General features: G+C 47.2%; 20 protein-coding genes. 9 read left to right on the forward strand and 11 right to left on the reverse strand.

The window, feature by feature from the left end:
- The first annotated feature begins 16 nt into the window (after nucleotides 1-16).
- The 3 genes from NDI33_RS02010 to dndD are packed head-to-tail and all read left to right on the forward strand — an operon-like array spanning nucleotide 17 to nucleotide 4,578.
- Nucleotides 17-964, forward strand: a complete 948-nt coding sequence (locus tag NDI33_RS02010; protein ID WP_199302584.1) for an HNH endonuclease signature motif containing protein — start codon at nucleotides 17-19, stop codon at nucleotides 962-964.
- A gap of 10 nt (nucleotides 965-974) precedes the next feature.
- Complete coding sequence (gene dndC, locus NDI33_RS02015) at nucleotides 975-2,534, forward strand: DNA phosphorothioation system sulfurtransferase DndC (RefSeq protein ID WP_190678475.1); 1,560 nt, start codon at nucleotides 975-977, stop codon at nucleotides 2,532-2,534.
- Nucleotides 2,535-2,592: 58 nt separating this feature from the next.
- Nucleotides 2,593-4,578 carry a DNA sulfur modification protein DndD gene (gene dndD, locus NDI33_RS02020; protein ID WP_190678476.1) on the forward strand — a complete coding sequence of 662 codons (1,986 nt, stop codon included), beginning with the start codon at nucleotides 2,593-2,595 and terminating at the stop codon, nucleotides 4,576-4,578.
- Between the two features lie 202 nt (nucleotides 4,579-4,780).
- On the opposite strand, the gene NDI33_RS02025 is transcribed toward dndD, so the two are convergent.
- From NDI33_RS02025 to ndhC, 4 genes are all read right to left on the reverse strand, one after another.
- Nucleotides 4,781-6,178, reverse strand: coding sequence for a DNA phosphorothioation system restriction enzyme (locus tag NDI33_RS02025; protein ID WP_199302594.1), 1,398 nt, complete (start codon nucleotides 6,176-6,178; stop codon nucleotides 4,781-4,783).
- Between the two features lie 470 nt (nucleotides 6,179-6,648).
- A complete protein-coding gene (locus tag NDI33_RS02030) occupies nucleotides 6,649-7,188 on the reverse strand; it encodes an NAD(P)H-quinone oxidoreductase subunit J (RefSeq protein ID WP_190411002.1) in 540 nt (179 codons plus the stop codon).
- Nucleotides 7,181-7,927: an NADH dehydrogenase subunit K gene (locus tag NDI33_RS02035; RefSeq protein ID WP_206753379.1), complete on the reverse strand. Its 747-nt coding sequence runs from the start codon at nucleotides 7,925-7,927 to the stop codon at nucleotides 7,181-7,183. Before NDI33_RS02035 ends, NDI33_RS02030 begins: the two co-directional genes overlap by 8 nt.
- Nucleotides 7,924-8,286 (reverse strand): photosynthetic/respiratory NAD(P)H-quinone oxidoreductase subunit C, encoded by a 363-nt coding sequence (gene ndhC, locus NDI33_RS02040; RefSeq protein ID WP_190411000.1) that lies wholly within the window; start codon nucleotides 8,284-8,286, stop codon nucleotides 7,924-7,926. Before ndhC ends, NDI33_RS02035 begins: the two co-directional genes overlap by 4 nt.
- Nucleotides 8,287-8,605: 319 nt before the next feature.
- On the opposite strand from ndhC, the gene NDI33_RS02045 reads away from it, so the two are divergent.
- The 6 genes from NDI33_RS02045 (at nucleotide 8,606) to NDI33_RS02070 (ending at nucleotide 11,208) form a co-directional block, all read left to right on the forward strand.
- Nucleotides 8,606-8,941 (forward strand): rubredoxin, encoded by a 336-nt coding sequence (locus NDI33_RS02045; protein ID WP_190410999.1) that lies wholly within the window; start codon nucleotides 8,606-8,608, stop codon nucleotides 8,939-8,941.
- Between the two features lie 99 nt (nucleotides 8,942-9,040).
- On the forward strand, nucleotides 9,041-10,045 hold the full coding sequence (locus NDI33_RS02050) for a photosynthesis system II assembly factor Ycf48 (protein WP_190410998.1): 1,005 nt from the start codon (nucleotides 9,041-9,043) through the stop codon (nucleotides 10,043-10,045).
- A 110-nt stretch (nucleotides 10,046-10,155) separates the two neighbouring features.
- Nucleotides 10,156-10,401, forward strand: coding sequence for a cytochrome b559 subunit alpha (psbE, locus tag NDI33_RS02055; RefSeq protein ID WP_190410997.1), 246 nt, complete (start codon nucleotides 10,156-10,158; stop codon nucleotides 10,399-10,401).
- Nucleotides 10,402-10,770: 369 nt separating this feature from the next.
- Complete coding sequence (gene psbF / locus NDI33_RS02060; protein WP_190410996.1) at nucleotides 10,771-10,905, forward strand: cytochrome b559 subunit beta; 135 nt, start codon at nucleotides 10,771-10,773, stop codon at nucleotides 10,903-10,905.
- A 13-nt stretch (nucleotides 10,906-10,918) separates the two neighbouring features.
- Entirely contained in the window at nucleotides 10,919-11,041 is a 123-nt protein-coding gene (locus tag NDI33_RS02065) for a photosystem II reaction center protein L (RefSeq protein ID WP_190410995.1), read from the forward strand.
- Between the two features lie 47 nt (nucleotides 11,042-11,088).
- A complete protein-coding gene (locus NDI33_RS02070; RefSeq protein ID WP_190410994.1) occupies nucleotides 11,089-11,208 on the forward strand; it encodes a photosystem II reaction center protein J in 120 nt (39 codons plus the stop codon).
- 116 nt (nucleotides 11,209-11,324) lie between these two features.
- Here the strand turns inward: NDI33_RS02070 and psaI are convergent, their stop codons facing one another.
- The 7 genes from psaI to NDI33_RS02105 form a co-directional block, all read right to left on the reverse strand.
- Nucleotides 11,325-11,441 carry a photosystem I reaction center subunit VIII gene (gene psaI, locus NDI33_RS02075; protein WP_190410993.1) on the reverse strand — a complete coding sequence of 39 codons (117 nt, stop codon included), beginning with the start codon at nucleotides 11,439-11,441 and terminating at the stop codon, nucleotides 11,325-11,327.
- Nucleotides 11,442-11,536: 95 nt separating this feature from the next.
- The gene (locus tag NDI33_RS02080) at nucleotides 11,537-14,626 is read right to left on the reverse strand and encodes a hypothetical protein (RefSeq protein WP_199302585.1); all 3,090 of its coding nucleotides are present in this window, start codon (nucleotides 14,624-14,626) and stop codon (nucleotides 11,537-11,539) included.
- Nucleotides 14,627-14,748: 122 nt separating this feature from the next.
- Entirely contained in the window at nucleotides 14,749-16,032 is a 1,284-nt protein-coding gene (gene hisS, locus NDI33_RS02085; RefSeq protein ID WP_190678481.1) for a histidine--tRNA ligase, read from the reverse strand.
- A 153-nt stretch (nucleotides 16,033-16,185) separates the two neighbouring features.
- The gene (locus NDI33_RS02090) at nucleotides 16,186-16,467 is read right to left on the reverse strand and encodes a hypothetical protein (RefSeq protein ID WP_190678483.1); all 282 of its coding nucleotides are present in this window, start codon (nucleotides 16,465-16,467) and stop codon (nucleotides 16,186-16,188) included.
- 38 nt (nucleotides 16,468-16,505) lie between these two features.
- Nucleotides 16,506-17,483: a hypothetical protein gene (locus NDI33_RS02095; RefSeq protein ID WP_190678485.1), complete on the reverse strand. Its 978-nt coding sequence runs from the start codon at nucleotides 17,481-17,483 to the stop codon at nucleotides 16,506-16,508.
- A gap of 211 nt (nucleotides 17,484-17,694) precedes the next feature.
- Nucleotides 17,695-18,471, reverse strand: a complete 777-nt coding sequence (locus NDI33_RS02100) for an RNA polymerase sigma factor SigF (RefSeq protein WP_190410989.1) — start codon at nucleotides 18,469-18,471, stop codon at nucleotides 17,695-17,697.
- Between the two features lie 417 nt (nucleotides 18,472-18,888).
- Nucleotides 18,889-19,728, reverse strand: coding sequence for a photosystem II manganese-stabilizing polypeptide (locus tag NDI33_RS02105; protein WP_190410988.1), 840 nt, complete (start codon nucleotides 19,726-19,728; stop codon nucleotides 18,889-18,891).
- Between the last annotated feature and the right edge of the window lie 177 nt (nucleotides 19,729-19,905).

The raw sequence follows: 19,905 nt of genomic DNA on the forward strand, positions 1-19,905 counted from the left end.
AAGGTTTAGTAAATTCATGGAGTTTGAAGAAATTTATTCTTTCCTTAACACTACAGCAGATAAGCTGGAAGCCTACTGGGACATACAGGTTCTAAGTAAAATCGCTAATCAGAGAGTCCCCGACTTTATTATGAGTGGTCGGGGTTCTCTACTTAGGGCTGATATACATATACTGTGGACGCAATGGTTCATTGAGTCAATTTGCGATCCTGAAATATTTACTAAATCTACTCAAGGCTATGCTCATATAGTCGGATTTGTTCAAAAAAGAGTACCTTTTATTTTTACTGGAATTTCTGAGCAGGAGCGCAAAACACTTACAAAATATATTTCGAGATTGATAGATAAAGAAGTTCAGCGTAGAAGTCCTCAGAATCGTAGTTCTATTAGCTTAGATACTAAAAAGCTTTTATGGGATATTTCTGGAACAGAACCCCGTTGTTGGATTTGTGGATATAAATTTACCAAATGGTCTGAAAATAAGTTTTTGGAATACGATCACTATCCAGAACCACCTCAACCCCAATTCATTGATTACATAACCTTGCATGGTCTGTCTCGACGTAATATTTCCGTTGAAGTTGACCATGCTGTACCTTTTTCCAAAGGTGGAAAAGAGGAAGATAACCTTCGTCTAGCCTGTGGATGGTGCAACTCTCATAAAAGCGATCGAATATCTATATATGACGTTGCAATCAAGCCGCGTATAGTAGAACATCCAAAACTTGGAAAACAAAGCGTACCTCATCCATTTTGGATTGTTCGACTTCTGTCTGTGCGTAGACGCTGTGAGTACGAGGATGGCTGCGATAAGACCGTAGATAATGCTCAACTGACAGTAGTTCATAAGCATCCTGAAGGCGCTATGAATCCAACAAATTTGCGTGTTATATGCTCAGAACACGATCCTATAGGCTCCACCCGTCTAGTAAGTAGGAAAGTTGCGGAACAAATGCGTCAATAGAGAGAGACAAATGACTACAAAACAAGAATCAGCCAAAAAACAAGATAGAAGTACAGTTGCGGATCTAGTTGAAGATATTCAATCTTTAACTACTGAAATTCAAGAACTTTACTGTTCGGATGAGATCCCTTGGGTAATTGGATATTCCGGGGGTAAAGATAGTACGGCAGTCGTACAGCTAATTTGGAATGCAGTCTCTGCTCTCCCACCAGAGAAACGCGCTAAGACAATTCATGTTATTACAACAGATACTCTGGTAGAGAATCCAATAGTTTCTGCTTGGGTTAGCAATTCCCTAAAACAGATGAAGGTTGCTGCACAAGAACAAGAAATGCCTATAGAACCCCACTTGCTCTATCCAGAGATTAAAGAAACTTTCTGGGTGTGCTTAATAGGGAAGGGATATCCAGCACCTCGAATGCGGTTTCGTTGGTGTACAGAGCGCTTAAAAATACAGCCTGCTAACCGATTTATTCGTGACATGGTTCGTGCCAGTGGTGAGGTAATTCTTGTCTTGGGTATGCGTAAAGCTGAAAGCAACAAACGCGCTACCGTAATGGCAAAACATGAAAAAGGACGAGTTCGCGATCGTCTTAGCCCTAGATCAAGTTTAGTTAACGCTCTTGCATATACCCCTATTGAGGACTGGCGCAACGATGAAGTATGGATTTACCTTAATCAGTCGCCAAACCCTTGGGGATATAGCAATAAAGACTTATTTTCCATGTATCGAGGTGCAACAGCAGATAATGAATGTCCTCTAGTTGTGGATACTTCTACCCCTAGCTGTGGGGATTCTCGCTTTGGCTGCTGGGTTTGTACAATGGTTAGTCAAGATAAATCAATGGAGGCAATGATCCAGAATGATGAAGAAAAAGAGTGGCTACAGCCTCTTTTAGATATACGCCGTGAATTAGATATTCACAATGATCGCAACAAAAGGGATTTTCGTAGAATTTGGGGCGATGTTCAACTTTTTGAGCGCAATGTAGACGGCGAAACCTCAGTTGAACCAATTCCTGGCCCCTATACAAAATACTGGCGAGAACATTGGTTGAGACGAGTCTTAGAAGCACAAACCCAAGTTCGCCGCACTGCACCTCTAGAAATGCGCGATATCACCCTAATTACCCAGGATGAATTAAGCGAAATTCGCCGCATTTGGTTAGAAGAAAAACACGAATTTGATGACAGTTTGCCGCGTATTTACGAAGAAGTCACAGGCGAATCGTTCCAAGACATTCGTCCAGGTGCTGAGAGGAAACTCCTAGGTACTGACGAGTGGGAAGTGCTACAAGAAATCTGCAATGATGAAATGCACCTAGAACTGATGGCGAAACTGCTAGATACAGAACGCCAATTTCATGTCAAATCGCGGCGCGGCGTCTACGAGAAATTGGACAAATGCTTTGAAAGCAGTTCTCGATCGAAAGAAGATGCAATTCAAAATGCCCACGAAAAGCGGGACTTGAAAAATGCTGTTGTCGAAGAAGATATTGACAAAGTGAAACAGCTAACTTGGGCAAGCATGAAATTTCCATTGCCAAAAGCAGATGACGCTAATGAATAAGTGCTGTTTATTCCCGATTACCCATTAGCTGTTACCGATTACCTATTCTCAATAAGCTGTGATATTTCTCGAACTCGTCCTGCAAAATTTCGGCCCTTATCTAGGGCGACAAGTCATCAACCTCCGCCCCGAAACGGATGAAAATACTCGCCCGATTATCTTAATTGGCGGCATGAACGGCGGCGGGAAAACGACCCTCATGGACGCCATTCGCCTTGCCTTATACGGTTCTCGCGCCCAATGTTCTACACGCGGCAACTTAAGCTATAACGACTTTCTTACCCAGTCAGTCAACCGCAACACCCCACCCACAGAAAAAGCCAGAATTGAATTAGCTTTTGAAGTCATTCAAGACGACAAACCTACTACTTTAAGAGTTGTCAGATATTGGGAAAAAGACCCCAAAGAGGGAAAAGATACCCTTGGTATTCTAGTAGATGAAGAATGGCCCGATAAAGCCCTTGCCAGCACCTGGGATGAATACATCGAGAACCTGCTACCGTTGGGAATTTCTAATCTATTTTTGTTTGACGGTGAACAGGTAAAAGAACTTGCCGAATTAGATACTCCACCCCCTTTAGTTGTAGGGGCAATTCAATCGCTATTAGGCTTAGAACTCTCAGAACGCCTATCCGCGGATTTAGATATCCTCGTTAGCCGTAAGCGCAAAGAAATTGCTAGCGCAAAAGAACTGGCTACGTTAGAAGAAATTGAACAAAGATTTAATGTACAAAAAGATGAATTACAAGCTGCAAAAGAAGAAAAAATTTCTCTGCAAACTAAGTTAGATAGGGCTGAAGAAAAGCAGCGCGAAGCCTCTGAAAAATTTCTCTACGAAGGGGGGAAAATTGCCAGCGATCGCAACCGTCTAGAAAAACAAAAAGACCATTTCACAACCCAGGCAGAAAAAACGCGGGAAGCGCTGCGAGAATTAGCTGCTGATAGCTTTCCCCTCACTTTAATTTCTCCCTTGCTTGAACAAGCTAAATGCCAAGCCGAAAAGGAAAGCCGCCAACAACAGAAAAAAATCGCACGGGATGTTTTGGTAGAACGAGACTATCGTCTCCTAAATTATATTGCCGAATTGTCATTAGTTTCCGAGCAACTTGACAAAATAAAATTTTTCCTAGACCAAGAAAATCAACAACTTGAGGAAGAAATTGCGAACAATGAAAGTCCCTGGTTATTAGCAGAATTAGAAGAAATTAAGGAACTGGATAACTTCTTAAATTTTGGCATCAATACTGCTAAATTTAGAGCCAAAGAAAAACTAGAAGAACTAGAAAACCTAGAAATTGAGATAGATGCTCTCGATAGACAGATAGCCACTGCTGCTTCTCCAGAAGCGTATCAACAACTACAAGACGCTGTTAGAGAAGCGAATAATGCAGTCGCAAAAGCTCAAGTTGCTCATGAAATGGCTACCCGCCGTTGTGAAGAATTAATGAGAGCGATCGCTAAAACCAAAAAAGAATTAGCAGACTATAGCGAAGACAATATCAAGCTAAAGAATAATCAGCACATTATCGTCTCCGTCGCCAAAGTCCAAGCGACTCTCAAGCTATTTCGGGAAAAATTAACCCTGAAAAAACTCAATAAATTAGAAATAGAAGTAACCGAGTGTTTCCGCTATCTTCTGCACAAATCTGACCTAGTGCATCGCGTAGCCATTGACACTCAAACCTTCAGCCTTTCTATTTACGATCCGCAGGGACAACCCGTACCAAAGCATCGCCTCTCAGCCGGAGAAAAGCAATTACTAGCGATCGCTTTCTTATGGGGATTAGCACGAGTCGCCGGACACCACTTACCTGTAGCAATCGACACACCGCTGGGGCGACTAGATTCTTCTCACCGACAGAATTTAGTTGAGCGATATTTTCCCTCTGCCAGTCATCAGGTGATTCTATTATCGACTGATACTGAAGTTGGCAAAACTGAAGCCGAAAGGTTGCGAGAATTGGATGCGATCGCTCACGAGTATCTGCTGAAGTATGACACAAGCGATCGGCAGACAACCGTAGTACCCGGTTATTTCTGGTGATATATTTCTGGTGATATAGAAATTTAGGATACTATAGCGGTTCTCACTTTTAAGCACTACAATTTTGACCTCTCTCCAAACCTCTCTCCTCCTAGGAGAGAGGCTTTGAATTATTTCCCCTCCTCCCTTGCGGGGAGGGGCAGGGGTGGGGTTAAACTGTCGTCCATCTAAACGAGAAGCGCTATATTGTTGAGCCAAAGCATTACATATCCATCAAATCGTAGTTTCTCTGTAAAGCCAGTAATTTTACTCTAGCTTCGCCCGCATTATCCGCTAAGTCAGCAAACTCTACAAATCGCCGCAATTCCTTTCTTAATAAATTGCGTTCTACTTCCAAAGTTTCCCGATCTAACTCTGGTGGCAGTACAATCATGTCAAATAAAGTGGCGCGTTGCTTGCCTGGGTGAGGGCGCAAAATTCGTCCTCGACGCTGAATAAATTGGCGCGGATTGCTGCTACTAGCTAAAATTACAGCATTCTGAATTTCTGGAATATCTACACCCTCATCTAGACAGCGAATCGCCACCAAACCTTGTAAATCTCCCGTCTCAAATTGACGCCGCAAATTTTCTCTTTCTGATAATGGAGTTTGGGCGGTGTAAGTGTTAATTCGGTATCCCAATTCATCTCCCAAAATTTTAGCAACGGCTTTCAATTGGCGCGTGCTTTCTACAGAACCATCTCCGCAATAAAATAAAGTGTGCGTCGTGTCCAAGCGTTTACTCATTAACTGGCGCAAAGCAGTTAACTTGTTGGTAGCAGCGCCAATTAATCTCGCCCGTTGCATCAACAATGGCTTGAGTTCTTCACGGTCTTCCCAATTGCTTTTGCTAGCACCGTTCTCGCGTTCCTGGAACAACAGCGCCCTGCCAATCCTAGCGGTTAATTTTACATAAGCACGGGCTTCTGCCTCTGTTAGTTCTACCAGGATAGGGTAGTACAAATAATGCACCAACGCCCCCTGTTGAATTGCATCTTTCAGCGTAAATTCCGGCTCTAAAACTCTGCCAAAATAATCAAATAAAGATTGCGTTCCTTCATCATCAAAATACCGTTCCGGTGTTGCCGACAGCGCCAGTCTTAACCCCACCTTAGAAGGCAAACTCTTCTCCAACTGCCTTGCACCGAGATTATGCGCTTCATCTCCTACAATTAGCGTTTTGTCTGGAAAATATTTAAGTTGAGATTGCAATCCTTCACTCATCAAGGTGGCATTTGTTGTAATGAGTGTGAGAAACCGTTGATTGCCAGAACGCAGATTGTAGAGTTGCGTTGATAGCTGACTCTGCCAGTTGCGTACATTCTCAAAAGCTAAAACTGGCTGTAGTCCAAATTTCTCGCATTCTCGCGCCCACTGTGTCACCAGATGTCGATAGGGACACACGACTACCAATACTTGCAAGGCAATTTGTTGATAAAGTGAGGTAGCGATCGCTAGCGCCGTAATCGTCTTTCCACTCCCCGTCGCCATCTTCAGCGTTCCTCTGCCTTGATTGGCAAACCAGCTAGCAACCGCTTCCTGCTGATACTGTCGCAGTTGTAAAGACGCTGGTATTCTGGGGCATCCTAGGGGTATTTCATGCCCTTCTGAAGGATGCAGATGGTAGGTTCCCTTAGAAGCAGCAACTGCTAAAAGTCTGTTAATCGGTTGCAGGTCATACTCTACTGGCGAAGCGACGGGATAAGATTGCTTTTTTGCCTGACTTTCGACTTGATAAACACCCTTTGACGACAACTTCACGCGCCAATACCCCTGCCATGCCAGCGATTGATTTATTTTATGAGTTTAGGGAAGTCGTTAGGTGCGATCGCTATTTATCTAACCAGCTAATTTAAGTATTCACTACACTCAAATAGCTGCAAACTTAACTTAAAAATCAATTTACCTAGGCGCACAGATTCCCATTCTTCAAGTATATGTCAATACGCAGGAGAAATCAAGTTATATTTGATACAGTCTACACCTAATTCCTACGCCAAAAAAAAGCACCCACTTCAAATCAAAAGTGAGTGCTTTCCACAAGTCAACCCGGAAAAAGTCTTTCTTTGACTAATTGCCTTTTGCCTGAATCAATAAGCATCCTGCAACTCGTAGAAATCAGGCGAGACATAATCCTTCCGCAACGGATAGCCTACCCAATCTTCCGGCATCAAAAGCCGCTTCAGGTTCGGGTGTCCTTCATAGACGATGCCATACATATCAAAAGCTTCCCGCTCTTGCCAGTCTGCCGTCTTCCAAATCCAATACACCGAAGGAACTCTAGCGTCATCTCGCGGCAAAAACACCTTCAGCCGCAGTTCCTCCGGTCTGTCAGCATTGTCGCTCACTTGGATTAGATGATAGAAGCTAACCAATTCCTCTCCCGGCCCCGCATCATATCCACCTTGACACTGGAGGTAGTTAAATCCGTAAGCGTAGAGAGCTGTAGCAATCGGAATCAAGAAGTCCCGGTCAACTTTGATGATCTCAACATCACTGCGATCGCGTTCTAGTTCCTGATGCTCAAAACCGTTTTCCTTCAACCAAAGGGAAACCTTACCCGCTTCCACAATTTGGGATTCTGCTTGGGGTTCCCCTGAAGATTCTGCTGGAGATTCTGCTTCAGCCACGACGTTCCTCCTGTTTTTCTGCCGTCAACAGTGCTGGTGCTACAGGCATACCCGTCGCTGCCGCCAGCTCTTGCGGCGGAGTTTGGCGAGTTGCCAACTGTAAATACTTGCCATCGTGGATGGTTTCTACAGCTTGCATCTTGTGAGTGGTGCTGTAATAGCGATGGATTTGCTGAAACTGATCCCGCTCTTGGATAGAATCGTTCCCGATTTTCTTCCGCAGTTTAATGATCGCATCCATGATCGCTTCCGGACGTGGGGGACATCCAGGCAAATAGACATCGACAGGAATCAGCTTATCCACACCCCGCACCGCAGTCGGGGAATCAGCGCTGAACATCCCGCCAGTAATCGTGCAGGCTCCCATTGCAATCACGTACTTGGGATCTGGCATCTGCTCATAAAGGCGCACCAGAGCCGGTGCCATCTTCATGTTAATCGTGCCAGCAGTAATAATTAAATCTGCTTGCCGAGGGCTAGAACGGGGAACTAGACCAAATCTGTCAAAGTCAAATCGGGAGCCAATCATCGCCGCCACTTCAATGAAGCAGCAGGCGGTTCCAAACAACAGAGGCCACAGGCTGGAAAGCCGCGACCAGTTGTAAAGGTCGTCAACCGTTGTCAGGATGACATTTTCAGAAAGTTCTTGAGTAACAGAAGGTCGCTCAATCGGGTTAAGGATCTTCTCTTTCTGCTGCGCCTCAAAGGCAGCAATATCACTGTTACCGTTAGATTTCATGACCATTCCAAGGCTCCTTTGCGCCACGCATAAACAAGAGCAACTACAAGAATTGCAATAAAGACCAAAGCTTCAATAAACGCCAGTACACCTAGACGATTGAAGGCAACGGCCCACGGATACAGGAAAACAGTTTCAACATCAAAAATGACGAAAACCAGCGCAAACATGTAATAGCGGATGTTGAACTGAATCCAGGCTCCCCCAATCGGTTCCATGCCAGATTCGTAAGTGGTGCGCCGCTCTGGACTACTACCACTGGGCCGCAGGAGCTTGGAGGCAGTCAGCGCCAAAATCGGCACCAGACTGGAAGCTAGCAAGAAGCCTAAAAAATACTCATACCCACTGAGGACAAACACGATCTTGTACTACCACTCAGATGAAAGGACGGCTGTTATTACTTCTTCACATTTATACATTATAAAGCGCCTGCCTCTGCCAAAGTTGCTAGTGGCGGGGCAGCGAACGTCGATCATCGATACTGTTTTCTGATTGACCCGTTCAGCTTTTCTAGTCAAGGCTCCTACTGAAGCGGGCAACGTTACTGCTAGCGAGGGATGACAGCGAAGTCCTCTCCTCAAGGCAGAGGCAAGCTAAACAATATTAAGAAAATCCCCTACTTATGGCATAATTTTTAACATACATTTTAAGATTGGCTTCTCAATTTCATCTTGAGCCATGAGCAATCAAGCCGTCGATGCCCAACCACTAGATCGCTATGAATGTCGCGCCTGTGGCTACATTTATGAGCCGACTAAAGGTGATAGTAAGAGTAACGTTCCCTCAGGGACATCCTTTGAAGAATTGCCAATAGATTGGCGCTGTCCAATTTGTGGGGTGCGAAAAACACAGTTTCAAAACATTGGCGTTGTAGGCTCACCCTCTGGATTCAAGGAAAATCTGAGCTATGGTCTAGGCGTTAACCGTTTAACCCCAGGACAGAAGAATCTTCTCATTTTTGGGGCATTAGCCTTGGGCTTCTTGTTCTTTATCAGTCTCTATGGTTTGCAATAAAACCAGCCTCAGCTTGCAACAGCTAAAGCGAATCCCCGCCGCATTCGCTGGATTAACACTCGTATAGTAGAAGATTTGCACGCACCAGTTCTGGATAGTATGAATTTATTTGTGAGAAAGCTGAAACAAATTGCAATATTGTTGGCAGTTGTCCTCTTTTGCGCCAGTTGCAGTCAAGTTCCTTCGGTGAGCAACAGCCCCTGGCACGCCATTTCTCTACCAACACAAGCAAACTTACAGGATCTCGCTTTTACGGGCGACCCCAATCATGGCTGGGTTGTGGGGAGTGACTCCACACTTTTGGAGACAACCGATGGCGGCAAGACTTGGGAGCCAAGAAACCTAGAACTGGGAGATCGGCAATACCGCTTTACTGGCGTAAGTTTTGCCGATCAAGAAGGCTGGATTACAGGCGAACCCTCTATCTTGCTCCACACCACAGATGGGGGAAAATCTTGGACTCGCATCGCGCTGAGTAACAAGTTACCGGGGGCACCCAATAAAATTGTGGCACTCGGTCCGAACTCCGCTGAGATGAGCACCAACGTTGGAGCAATTTATCGCACTCAAGACGCAGGACAGACTTGGAAAGCAATGGTGCAGGAAGCGGTGGGCGTTGTCCGCAATATGTCTCGCTCTCCCGATGGCAAATATGTTGCGGTGTCTGCCAAAGGTAACTTCTACTCCACTTGGGAGCCGGGTCTAGATGCCTGGGTTCCCCATAATCGGAATAGCTCCCGAAGAGTGGAGAATATGGGGTTTGCACAAGATGGTCGGCTGTGGATGCTGGCGCGGGGCGGTCAGCTACAATTTAGCAGTCCTGAAAAGCCAGACGAGTGGGAAGAAGCACAATATCCAGAGGTATCCACCAGTTGGGGTTTACTCGATTTGGCATACCGGACACCTGAGGAAGTTTGGGTATCAGGAGGCAGTGGAAATTTGCTGCGGAGTCTGGATGGCGGCAAAACTTGGGAAAAAGCTCGCGAGATAGAGGATATCCCTTCCAATCTTTACAGGATTATGTTTCTAACACCCCAGCAAGGATTTATCATAGGTCAGCGAGGTGTTTTGTTGAAATACGAAGGTTCGTCGCAAGCGGCTTGAAGAGGAAAGCAAGATTGTTGTCATACAACTAATGCTTTGCTTGTGACTCTCTACCGAGTTTCGTATCATAATTAAGTTAGCTTTTAATTGTTGTCAGAGGAGGAATCTGAATGGCTGGTACAACTGGAGAGCGTCCATTTTCGGACATTATTACAAGCGTTCGTTACTGGGTAATTCACAGCATCACCATCCCTGCATTATTTATTGCAGGCTGGCTATTTGTTAGCACAGGTCTTGCATACGATGCCTTTGGGACACCCCGCCCCAACGAGTATTACACCCAAACTCGGCAGGAAGTGCCGATTGTTCAAGATCGCTTTGAATCCAAGCAACAAATCGAGGATTTTATAAAATAAGCGGGCAGTCTCTAGACATCGCTGGGTGTGAAAATAAAAGCACCTATTTGTGTTAGGCTTGCCGGGGCAATTTTGGCTGGATTTGATGCAAAAAAGGGATTAAAAGTACCGCATCAATTCGGCTCTAAAGAGCGAACGGGAATCCAGTTTGATACATCGGTAGTGAAGTACCGTAGGTATACGGAAGTGTTTGGAAAAAGAATCACCTCTAGCTGGTTGGAGGAGACTTCAAAGGGTCAGTAGGCTCAATATAGGTTTACGAAGCCCTTTTTGCAGGAAAAGCCTTCCCGTTACGGTACGAAAAGCCCCATTTCTATCAAAAGAATTGGGGGTGTCAACAAGTAAGTCGTTTAAAAGAGGTGGCAAAACATGACTACTAATACGCCCAATCAGCCAGTTTCATATCCCATTTTTACCGTTAGATGGCTAGCGGTTCATACGCTGGCTGTCCCAACAATCTTTTTCTTGGGCGCGATCGCTTCTATGCAATTTATTCAACGATAGGAGAAACCTAATTATGCCAGAACGGAGTCCAAATCCCAATAATCAACCAGTTGAGTTAAACCGTACTTCTCTTTACTTGGGCTTGCTACTGGTTTTTGTCCTTGGTATCCTGTTTTCCAGTTATTTCTTTAACTAACTGGGCTTGACTTCATCATTTTTAAGTTTAATTAGGAGGGAAAAGCTGTGTCTGGAAGTGGAAGAATCCCGTTGTGGATTGTAGCTACCGTCGCTGGTTTGGGCGCGATCGCTGTGCTAGGTGTTTTCTTCTATGGTGCCTACGCTGGTCTAGGCTCCTCTTTGTAGAGAAAAGCTGGGTAATCAACTAGATTTGAGAGAACTCTCATCAAATCATCAAAAAAACCGCCTCTCTGACTAGAACAGGCGGTTTTTTCCATTGCCCAACTAATGCCCAGCTAAAGTTAAATTCCCGTTGGATCTTCGTGTTCAATGTAAAGAAACAAGAAGGCCATTGCGACAGCCGGGAAGATCAAGCCAGTTAGAGGCACTAGGATTGAGGGTAAGAATGAAGCTCCCATCTTTAAATTTCCTATTTTAATGAAACAGCTTTCGTAATTGAATTTACAGTGAATTGGTAGCCAAAAACCGAATCATAAAAATTTTTAACAAGCGCCTAATCCGCAAACTCATCTAGCGACCAGTTGGGCAAATCTGGGGGAATAACTATACGGTCAACGGTTACTTTATGGCTCTCTCGTTGGGTATAAGTATCAACCGTGACAGCTTCAAAACGGATTTCCACGCTCCCAAATGGCACAGTTAGTTGAGTCGTTGCCTCTAGGGATTCTAAACCAGTAGGGATAAAATCGACTAGCCACCGCGGGCCATCCAGCAGCGATCGCGTTTGGCGGTCATGCACCCACAGCTTGACATAGAGCCGGGGGGACTCAGATCGCAACGTCAGGCGGACAGCCAGCGGTTGTCCGGCAATCAGTTCGCCTTCGGGTAAAACTAGCTCAGGCTCTGGCACGGGTTCCTCGTCCAGCGACGATGGCTGCGGTTCTGGGGGAACCCCCCGCCCCGCATTGGCAAAACGCGATCGCCCTGGTTGTACCCCCCTAGAGGAAGCTTCTCGCGAGCCATACCCGCCTCGCCCACTGGTGCTGGGAGGGAGTTCAGAAGGATCATCGTCTACCACAATTTCTCGCTCTGTCCAGTTAACCGCAGACTCTGCCATCGATAAAACGTTCTTAGCCATCTCAACTGGGTTCTGCGGAGTTGCTGGCAGTTGACTAGAGGCGGCTCCCACCTCTTGGGAATTGTTCGTTGCATCGCTGGCAATACCGCCATCTTCACCCAATTCTTCCTCCAACTCTGGGAGGGGAGGTTGTTGGTCAAGCAATAGTGCTACAAGTTCCCAGTCTGTCGGCATTGGTGGCAAACGGTCATCCGTTTCCCCCTGCGGCTCGGTGCCATCGGCAACGTCACCATCGGCAACGTCACCATCGGCAACGTCACCATCCGCAACGTCAGTGTCTTCGCTGCCCTCGGTCAGGTCTGCTGAAGGCTCTGCTTCCTCGGTAGATTCCTCCTCCGTTGCAAATACCTCTTCCGGTTGCAGCCATGCTGAAGATTCCTCATCCGTTGCCAGGTCGTTCAACCGGGACAAAAAACGATCTTGCAGCTTCAGGGTCGCAAAAGCCGTATCTAAGGGCGATGCTTGAGAGTCAGCGGAGGGATGCGCTTCTCTTTGTTCGGCGGAGTGTTCAGCGGAGTGTTCTGCTCCCTCGATATCAGAAGCATCTTCAACACCTACGTCCTGCTGACTATGCAAATCTGTATCGGCATCAGCGCTGGCATCTGTTCCATCGGGTTCCTCTGGACGCTGCCAAGTCTGAGCTAAGTGATTCAATAAATTATCAAATAACTGCTCTACATCAGGCGCAGCCCCTTCAGGAGGGGCGGTATCAACAGGTTGGGGAGGATTTAGGGAAGAAGATTTATCTTCTTCTTTCGCAGCGGATGTGTCGCCATTCTCGATGCGCTCGGTTGCAGGCATCGCATCAGAAATCACCGGAAGTTTAAGCGATCGATTAACTGGATTGGCAGGATCGGGTCGATAAAGTTGCGGGGGAAGGGATACCACCAGCGGAGGTTCAGAAGTCACTGATGTATTGCGATCGCTCAAAGCGAGAATGTCCTCAGGCTCATCGCTATCGGTTGCCTCCCCGTTCCCTGTTGCCTCAGTATCGGAAGCAATTGCTGGAAGTTCCGGGGGTTTAAGCGCTGCAATGGCAGGATCGGATTTAGCAATCTGCTCCGGTAGGGGTTTATTAGGTAAAGGTTCTAAGTGCAGCGGCGGAGTATCTTTTGCCGTTTCCACCAGATCGAGGAAAGATGAATCGATCGGGGGTGTCTCTCCTAAAAGGGAATCTAATGGCGGGTTCAATAAATTTGCGTGCTGTTTATCGTGAGCGATCGCATCGAGCAAGTCTTCCAAATCGGCTGTCACGGTAAAGGCGTGAGTCACCAAGACTGTCTCAGCCGCATCGATTAACGTGACTTCTCCTAAAATCAAACGGGTTTGGCAATTTTCGGGCAGCTCTAAATTACAGCTAAAAGAAAAACTCGGCACCTGTTCGGGTATCAGCTGCTGGACATCTACCAAGATTTGTGAGTTTTGCGGATCGCGCATTTCAATTCGCAGTACGTCTGGCGGCAAAAGATGCAAATCCCTAAAACTGTCTAAAATCTCTACTTGTCCGCTGAAGGCAATCAGCTCTCCTCGACGCACGACCAGCGTCTCCCGATCGAGGGTCAGTCGGATCGGTGCTTCATCAATTTCAGGTGGCTCAGTTTCTGCTGAGTAACTTCTTCCGGCGGCAGCAAAGGAAAGCTCCGACGAGTTACTGACAGGGGGAGACGTTAAGGAATCGCGGGAAAACTCACTCTGCGGGATAGCTCCACGAGCCGTAGATGTCGGCTCAAACGCTTGCCAGACGGGATCGACGACTTCCTGTAAGATTTCGTCCACCATTTGTAGCGAGTGTTCTACGAGGCGGCTGACGGGCACTGCCGCCTTTGGAGGGGTGCGGTTGAGTGCCGTCTCCCATCTTTGTGCCTCCGATGCCCCGAAAGAGAGGAATAATTCATTGACTGCCTCATCATCGTCTTCTTCCCAGCCAGCATTAGTCATCGCCTCTGTCACTGATTCGTCCTCTGGGGAAGGAGGCACTGGATTCGGAAGGTCAACGTCGGCGGTCAGCGTTTCAGTGGTTGTCGGGGCAGGGTTAACGGGGCGGTCAGCGGCAGAACCTGCGGATGATTCTTGGACGGTTTCGGTGGCGACACCTACCTGGGCACTCCAAACGGGTCGCATGTGTCCAACTAAATCGACATCTGCATCTGCCGGGGTGGTTGGAAAAACCTGGAATTGAATTGCCTGCTGCCAAGTGTTGCCGAGGAAATCTGACATGATATCGCCAGAGCAGCGCAACTCCCAGCGCCCCGACTTGAGATAGGTGAAGGGAATGACCACCATCAAGCCTTCGGCGTTGGTGCGGCGCGATCGCTTCTGAAACCGCCGCTTGGGGGGAACTTCCTCAGTGCTGTCATAGGTGATGCGAATTTCCACCTCGGTGTTGGGACGGCTGGAGTGAGCAACCACCCGATACCGACCTTCTTGGATTTCCACACTTGGCGTCTCTAGGGAGAGCCAGGAAGAATCACCCTCTTGTTGTATTAGAAATTGCCAGTATTCCATAGGAGGCAAGCAGCAAGCATAAAGGATGAAGTATAAAGGATGAAGTTATTAGAGGCGCGGCTGAAAGACAGTGTGACGTATTATTACACGCCAAACTTCACACTTCATACTTCATATTCTTGTTACCTTTTTACTTTAATCTGCTGCCGCAGTTCCTCGATCGTTCCTAATAATTCACTTTGAGCGATCGCACTCTGCTCTTTCGATGCCATCCACTTCAGCTTGACAGTTCGGTTCTCTGCTTCCTCTTCTCCCAAAACCAAGCAAGCAACTGCACCGCTACGGTCAGCCCTAGCGAACTGCTTTTTAAAAGCACTTCCACTCAGGTCTAGATCCACGCTAAACCCAGCTTGACGTAATTTTTGAGCCAATTGTAAAGCTTGGGATTCTGCTTTCTCGCCTCTGGAAACAACGTAAAAATCCAACGCCGGGACGGGTGCCTCTTGCAGCTGTTGCAGCAGGATGATCAAGCGTTCTAAGCCCATTGCCCAACCCACTGCTGGTGTCTTGGGTCCCCCTAGTTCTGCTACCAGTCCATCGTAGCGTCCGCCACCACAGACAGTTGCTTGCGCTCCTAGGTCGTCTGAGATAATTTCAAAGGCAATATGAGTGTAGTAATCCAGACCGCGCACCAGACGCGGATTGAGTTGGTAGGCAATCCCCAAATCAGCCAGACGTGCTTGGATTTGCTCAAAATAGCGACAAGAATCTGCACTCAGATAATCCAAGATACTGGGAGCATCTTGAACAATTTCTTGCGTCCGCCGATCCTTGCTATCCAGTATCCGTAATGGATTGCGACTCAGCCGTACCTGCGAATCCGAGTCTAACTCTTCTTTGTAGGGAGTCAGGTAATCTACCAGTGCTTGCCGGTAACGCTGTCGATCTTCAGGATTTCCTACCGAGTTAATATCCATGCGGAGATTTTTTAGACCAAGGGTTTGCAGAATATCGGTCGCGATCGCAATTACTTCTGCATCTGCCCTCGGATCGGCAGTCCCCAACACCTCTACCCCCAGCTGGTGAAATTGCCGCTGTCGTCCCTTCTGGGGAGCTTCGTAACGAAACATTGGTCCCAAATACCAGAGGCGCTGAATCCCACTTTTGACATCAAGAGCGTGTTCAATATAAGAGCGCACAACCCCAGCCGTTCCCTCCGGTCTTAAGGTCATGGAATAGGGATTTTCCCCCCGACTCTTGAAGGTATACATTTCCTTCCCTACCACATCTGTGGTTTCGCCAATCCCGCGCTCAAAAAGCGTCGTCAGCTCAAAAATCGGGGTGCGAATTTCTTGATAAGCCGCTCTGCTTAGAATATCCCGTGCGACCGATTCTACCCATTGCCAGTACCCGACTTCTTCGGGCAGAATATCCCGCGTTCCCCGTATCGCTTGAATGCTTCCCATTGTTTAGATTTTAGATTTTAGTGAGTGTCATGAGTTTTTCACCCCCAGGATTTTCACTTTACCCCCTTCGGGGATTGGGGATTAGGTCATTGCAATGGCGAAAACTTCATGACACTGAAGATTTTAGATTCAATCCCATCTAAAATCCAAAATTTATTGGTTTTCCTCCCAAGGACAATAGCGCTGACTATAGTAGTCCAAAATCTGCGTGACCCATTGGCGACTCAATGAATCGGCATCTTCTGCATACTGAATCCACAACCCGCCAACTTGGCTTTGATAATAGTCGAACGATTGCCCTGAAGGCTGGGGAACCAAACCTGTGTCGATCCCTTCCACCTGACGCAAATGGGCAGCAATTTCCCGATATACCGCCAGGGGTAACCCAGGGAAGCGAATTTCATACCGCAGGCGTTCTCCTCCAGTAGTCTGCACCCTTTCAACTCCTACAACAACTGAATCGTGGTACTCGTTTAAGCTTGAGGAGAGCCATTGATTCCTGGTTTCTTAGCAGGAGCAACAGCCGTTGGTGTACCGGGTTGATCGGGCGTTGCCACTGGTTTTTCCCCAACCCGTCTGGCAACTTCTCTGCCGTATTGCTCCAGAATCACTACCGGACTGGCACCATTATTGACTTCAATCCGCTTGACCAGCACCTGTCCATTAGATAAACGCTGTCCCACTCCAACGTAGCGACTTGGCTCGTTTGGTACCCTCACAATTGCCTGAGGTTCACCCCCCACCTGAACCACTCCTGTGACTTCTACACTTCTTGCCAAGTTTGGTTCTGGTAGCGGTGGCAGTTTGGGTAGAAGTGGCGCGGGAGCCGGAATCCGAGGAGCCGTAGCAATCGGGATTGGAGCTACACGGTTTCTGTTCCCTGGAGGTGTAGTGTTTCTCCCACGCGGAGGCACCCCATTTGGCCTACTGGGAGCGGGAGCGCGTGGTATCGTCCTCCCTCCGTTTGGACTCCCTTGACTGCGAATATTGCCTCCGCCTCCATTCGTTCTGGGAGGTCTGACAGGGGGCAGGGGTGGCGGTACGGGAATCACTCGACGCCCAGGAGGAGTCACACCCTGAGGAGGAGCTAAACCCGGACCCGGAAACGGAGGGGGAGGCGAACCCGAACCCGTCTCGTTTGGTGTCACTTCCACAATTGGTTTCAGGGGAACAAGTGCAAACGGATCTTGCCGCCCTTTCTGAATTCCTCGCAGCCGTGCATCAGAGTTAGTGGATGGAATCAAGCCGGAAAGCCCAGGAAGGGGCGGTTTTGGGGTAACTGTCGGATCGGGAAATGACGGGGTTGTTGGTGAAACAGTTGGTACAGCAGACGGAGCAGTAACTGGAGCAATACTAGGGCTAGGAGCTACAGCCGTATCCTCTCCCTGAGAACAGCCCCCCGCTAACACAGCAAGTATTCCCAAAAACGCAATCCATGAATGTTGACGCATGACCAGTCTCCCAGAGCTTTACCTGCATCCGCCCATAGAAATTCCCTGTTTGCTTTCAACAGTTCTAAATATATGCGGATAATTTATTTTATTAAATGTGTGCAAAAACACCCATCTATATATTCAGTTTACTGGACAGAGATCGATCCATCGCTTTTGTGTTCCTTATCTTCAAAGAATCGGGAATCTCAGTTTCCGGTTGTTGGAAGAATCAATCGTCAATCCCTACCATTGACTTTTTCAGTGCATCCAGTCCCTTTTTGACCCGTCGAGAAACGGTCACAACACTGATATCTAAGCGTTCTGCAACTTCTTTTTGCGTTAAGTCGTGTAAGAAAACAAATTCCAAGATTTCGCGGGTTCGCTTTTCTAGCTGAACTAAAGCTTGTTGTAGGCGAAGCTGGTCTTCTTGCGCTAACTGAAAACTCCGATATTGCGGGTCTGGGACGATTTCACCTAAGCAAGTTTCACCTTCCGAACCATCCCCTAGGGGTACATCTAAGCTTACAAGTTCGCGGTTTTGAAAGGCCAACTTGATTTCCTGCCATTCTGCCTGTGAAATTTCTAGCTTTGCTGCCACCTCTGAATCGGTAGGAGGTCGGTTGTACTTCTGCTGGAAATACCGCGTCAAAGAAACTGCCTGATAGTGCAGTGCTTCCCAACGCCGAGGAATGCGGAATGAGCCGCCTTTATCCCGTAAATAGTGCTGAATTTCTCCGCGAATGTAGGGGATAGCAAAGGAACTGAAGGCATGACCCTTGGACAAGTCAAAGCGCTCAATTGCTCGAATTAAGCCTAAACAGCCGACTTGAAGCAAGTCTTCATAACTTTCTGTACACTGATTAGTCCAGTGATGTGCTTCTTTTCTCACCAATCCAAAATTCAGTTTTACCAGCTGATTGCGAACAGTATCTAAACGATTTTGCTGGTACTCTCGCAACAGCCGTAAGCTTTCATGCTTCAGTTCAGGAGTGGCAGTGCTATACATATACGAAATTCAGTTGGTAGAGTGGCCCGGTTAAAAACGTTTGTTTCAGTTATATTCTGTTTTTGAAGTGGGTGCTGTGACACTAAACATAGGTTGCGATAACAAAACTTCAAGCCGGAAAGCGAACAAATGCAGTTGGGGAAACGCCCAGGAATGTAGCCTTTTCCCCAAATTGCGATCGGTTGCTTTCTTTTCCTCGCTTCAAAATTCAGTTTATTCTCTGAACCTGGTCAATTACAACAGCATTTTCACCGAGAAACTCTCTTGTGGGAATCACTCACATGATTGCGGAGTGTAGGCAGAAGGATTAAACAGCAGATGCTGACCTCGCAAAGGAAAAGAAAAAAGGGGTTCCAAACCCCTTTTCTTCACCTGCAAGCAAAGCCAAGCAGCGTGGCTCGGTGCTAACGAACAGATTTAAGCCTGGTCTGGTGAAATCCGAGCATAGAAAATGCCGCGAATTTTCACTTCTTTAGCTTCGCCAGCGCCTAGATCGGTATCGGATGGCTGCTCACTCTCAAACGTACCGGCAATTTCACCTGTGGCGTTATCCACTTTAGCGACTTGAAGAGAAATTTCGCCCTTAAGGGTTTCGGCACGCTTCACATTGGCACGTGTCAGTGCTTCCTGATCGGCTTGACTGGGGAGTGCTACTGCATTGTCATAACCAGTGACAACACCGCGACCCTTGGGATCGAGGAAAGCTGCTCCCCGATAGGAGGGAACGTTAAACTCGCCTTCAAAGTCAGTCGAGGTGTTAATACTGTCCATTCCTGGCTGGCTTTTGGCAACCAGATTTTTGATCGTGAATAGAAAGGGTACTCGCTCACCACCCGGTAGCTGGACGGTAATGGCTTGGAAGTCGAGACCATCCTGTTCAATAAAGGTCAAACGACGATCTTGATCAACTTGCAATTTACCCAGCACCTGGTCGATGCTAGAAGTAAACCGGGTCAACAACTTACCCTGAACGAATTGGGCGGATTGACGTTTGTTTGTAGATTCTTCTTTGACAAAGAAGCTGGTTGGCTGTAAGCACAGATTTGTCAAAGCATACGACTGTCCAGGCTGAATGGGAATGGCACCGCGTGTCGTTTCTGACAGTTGCGGGCAGTTATTCGCAAGCCCGGTACCTCGAATTTGGTCGTAAGTGAGTGGAGTGGGAACACTGGTCGCAGCTGCTGGACCTTCACTACAAGCAGTTAATACTCCCAAGCACAAAGCTAGGAAGGCAACAATGAAAGCGCGATACCTCATGGTCAACCTCAAATATTTAATCTAGGAATCCCTACCAGTAGAATCTGATATTGGGCTTAAGTTACAACAGACAAAAGTGAAATTCTTAATCAGGCTCGGAATGGTTCGGCTCAGAATCTCTACAGTGAATTTTACAAGGCTTTGTGTTGCCTTTATCCTGAAGCTCATTGTAAATTG

The organism is Trichocoleus sp. DQ-A1 (genome assembly GCF_039961955.1).
Classification (GTDB): domain Bacteria; phylum Cyanobacteriota; class Cyanobacteriia; order Cyanobacteriales; family FACHB-T130; genus FACHB-T130.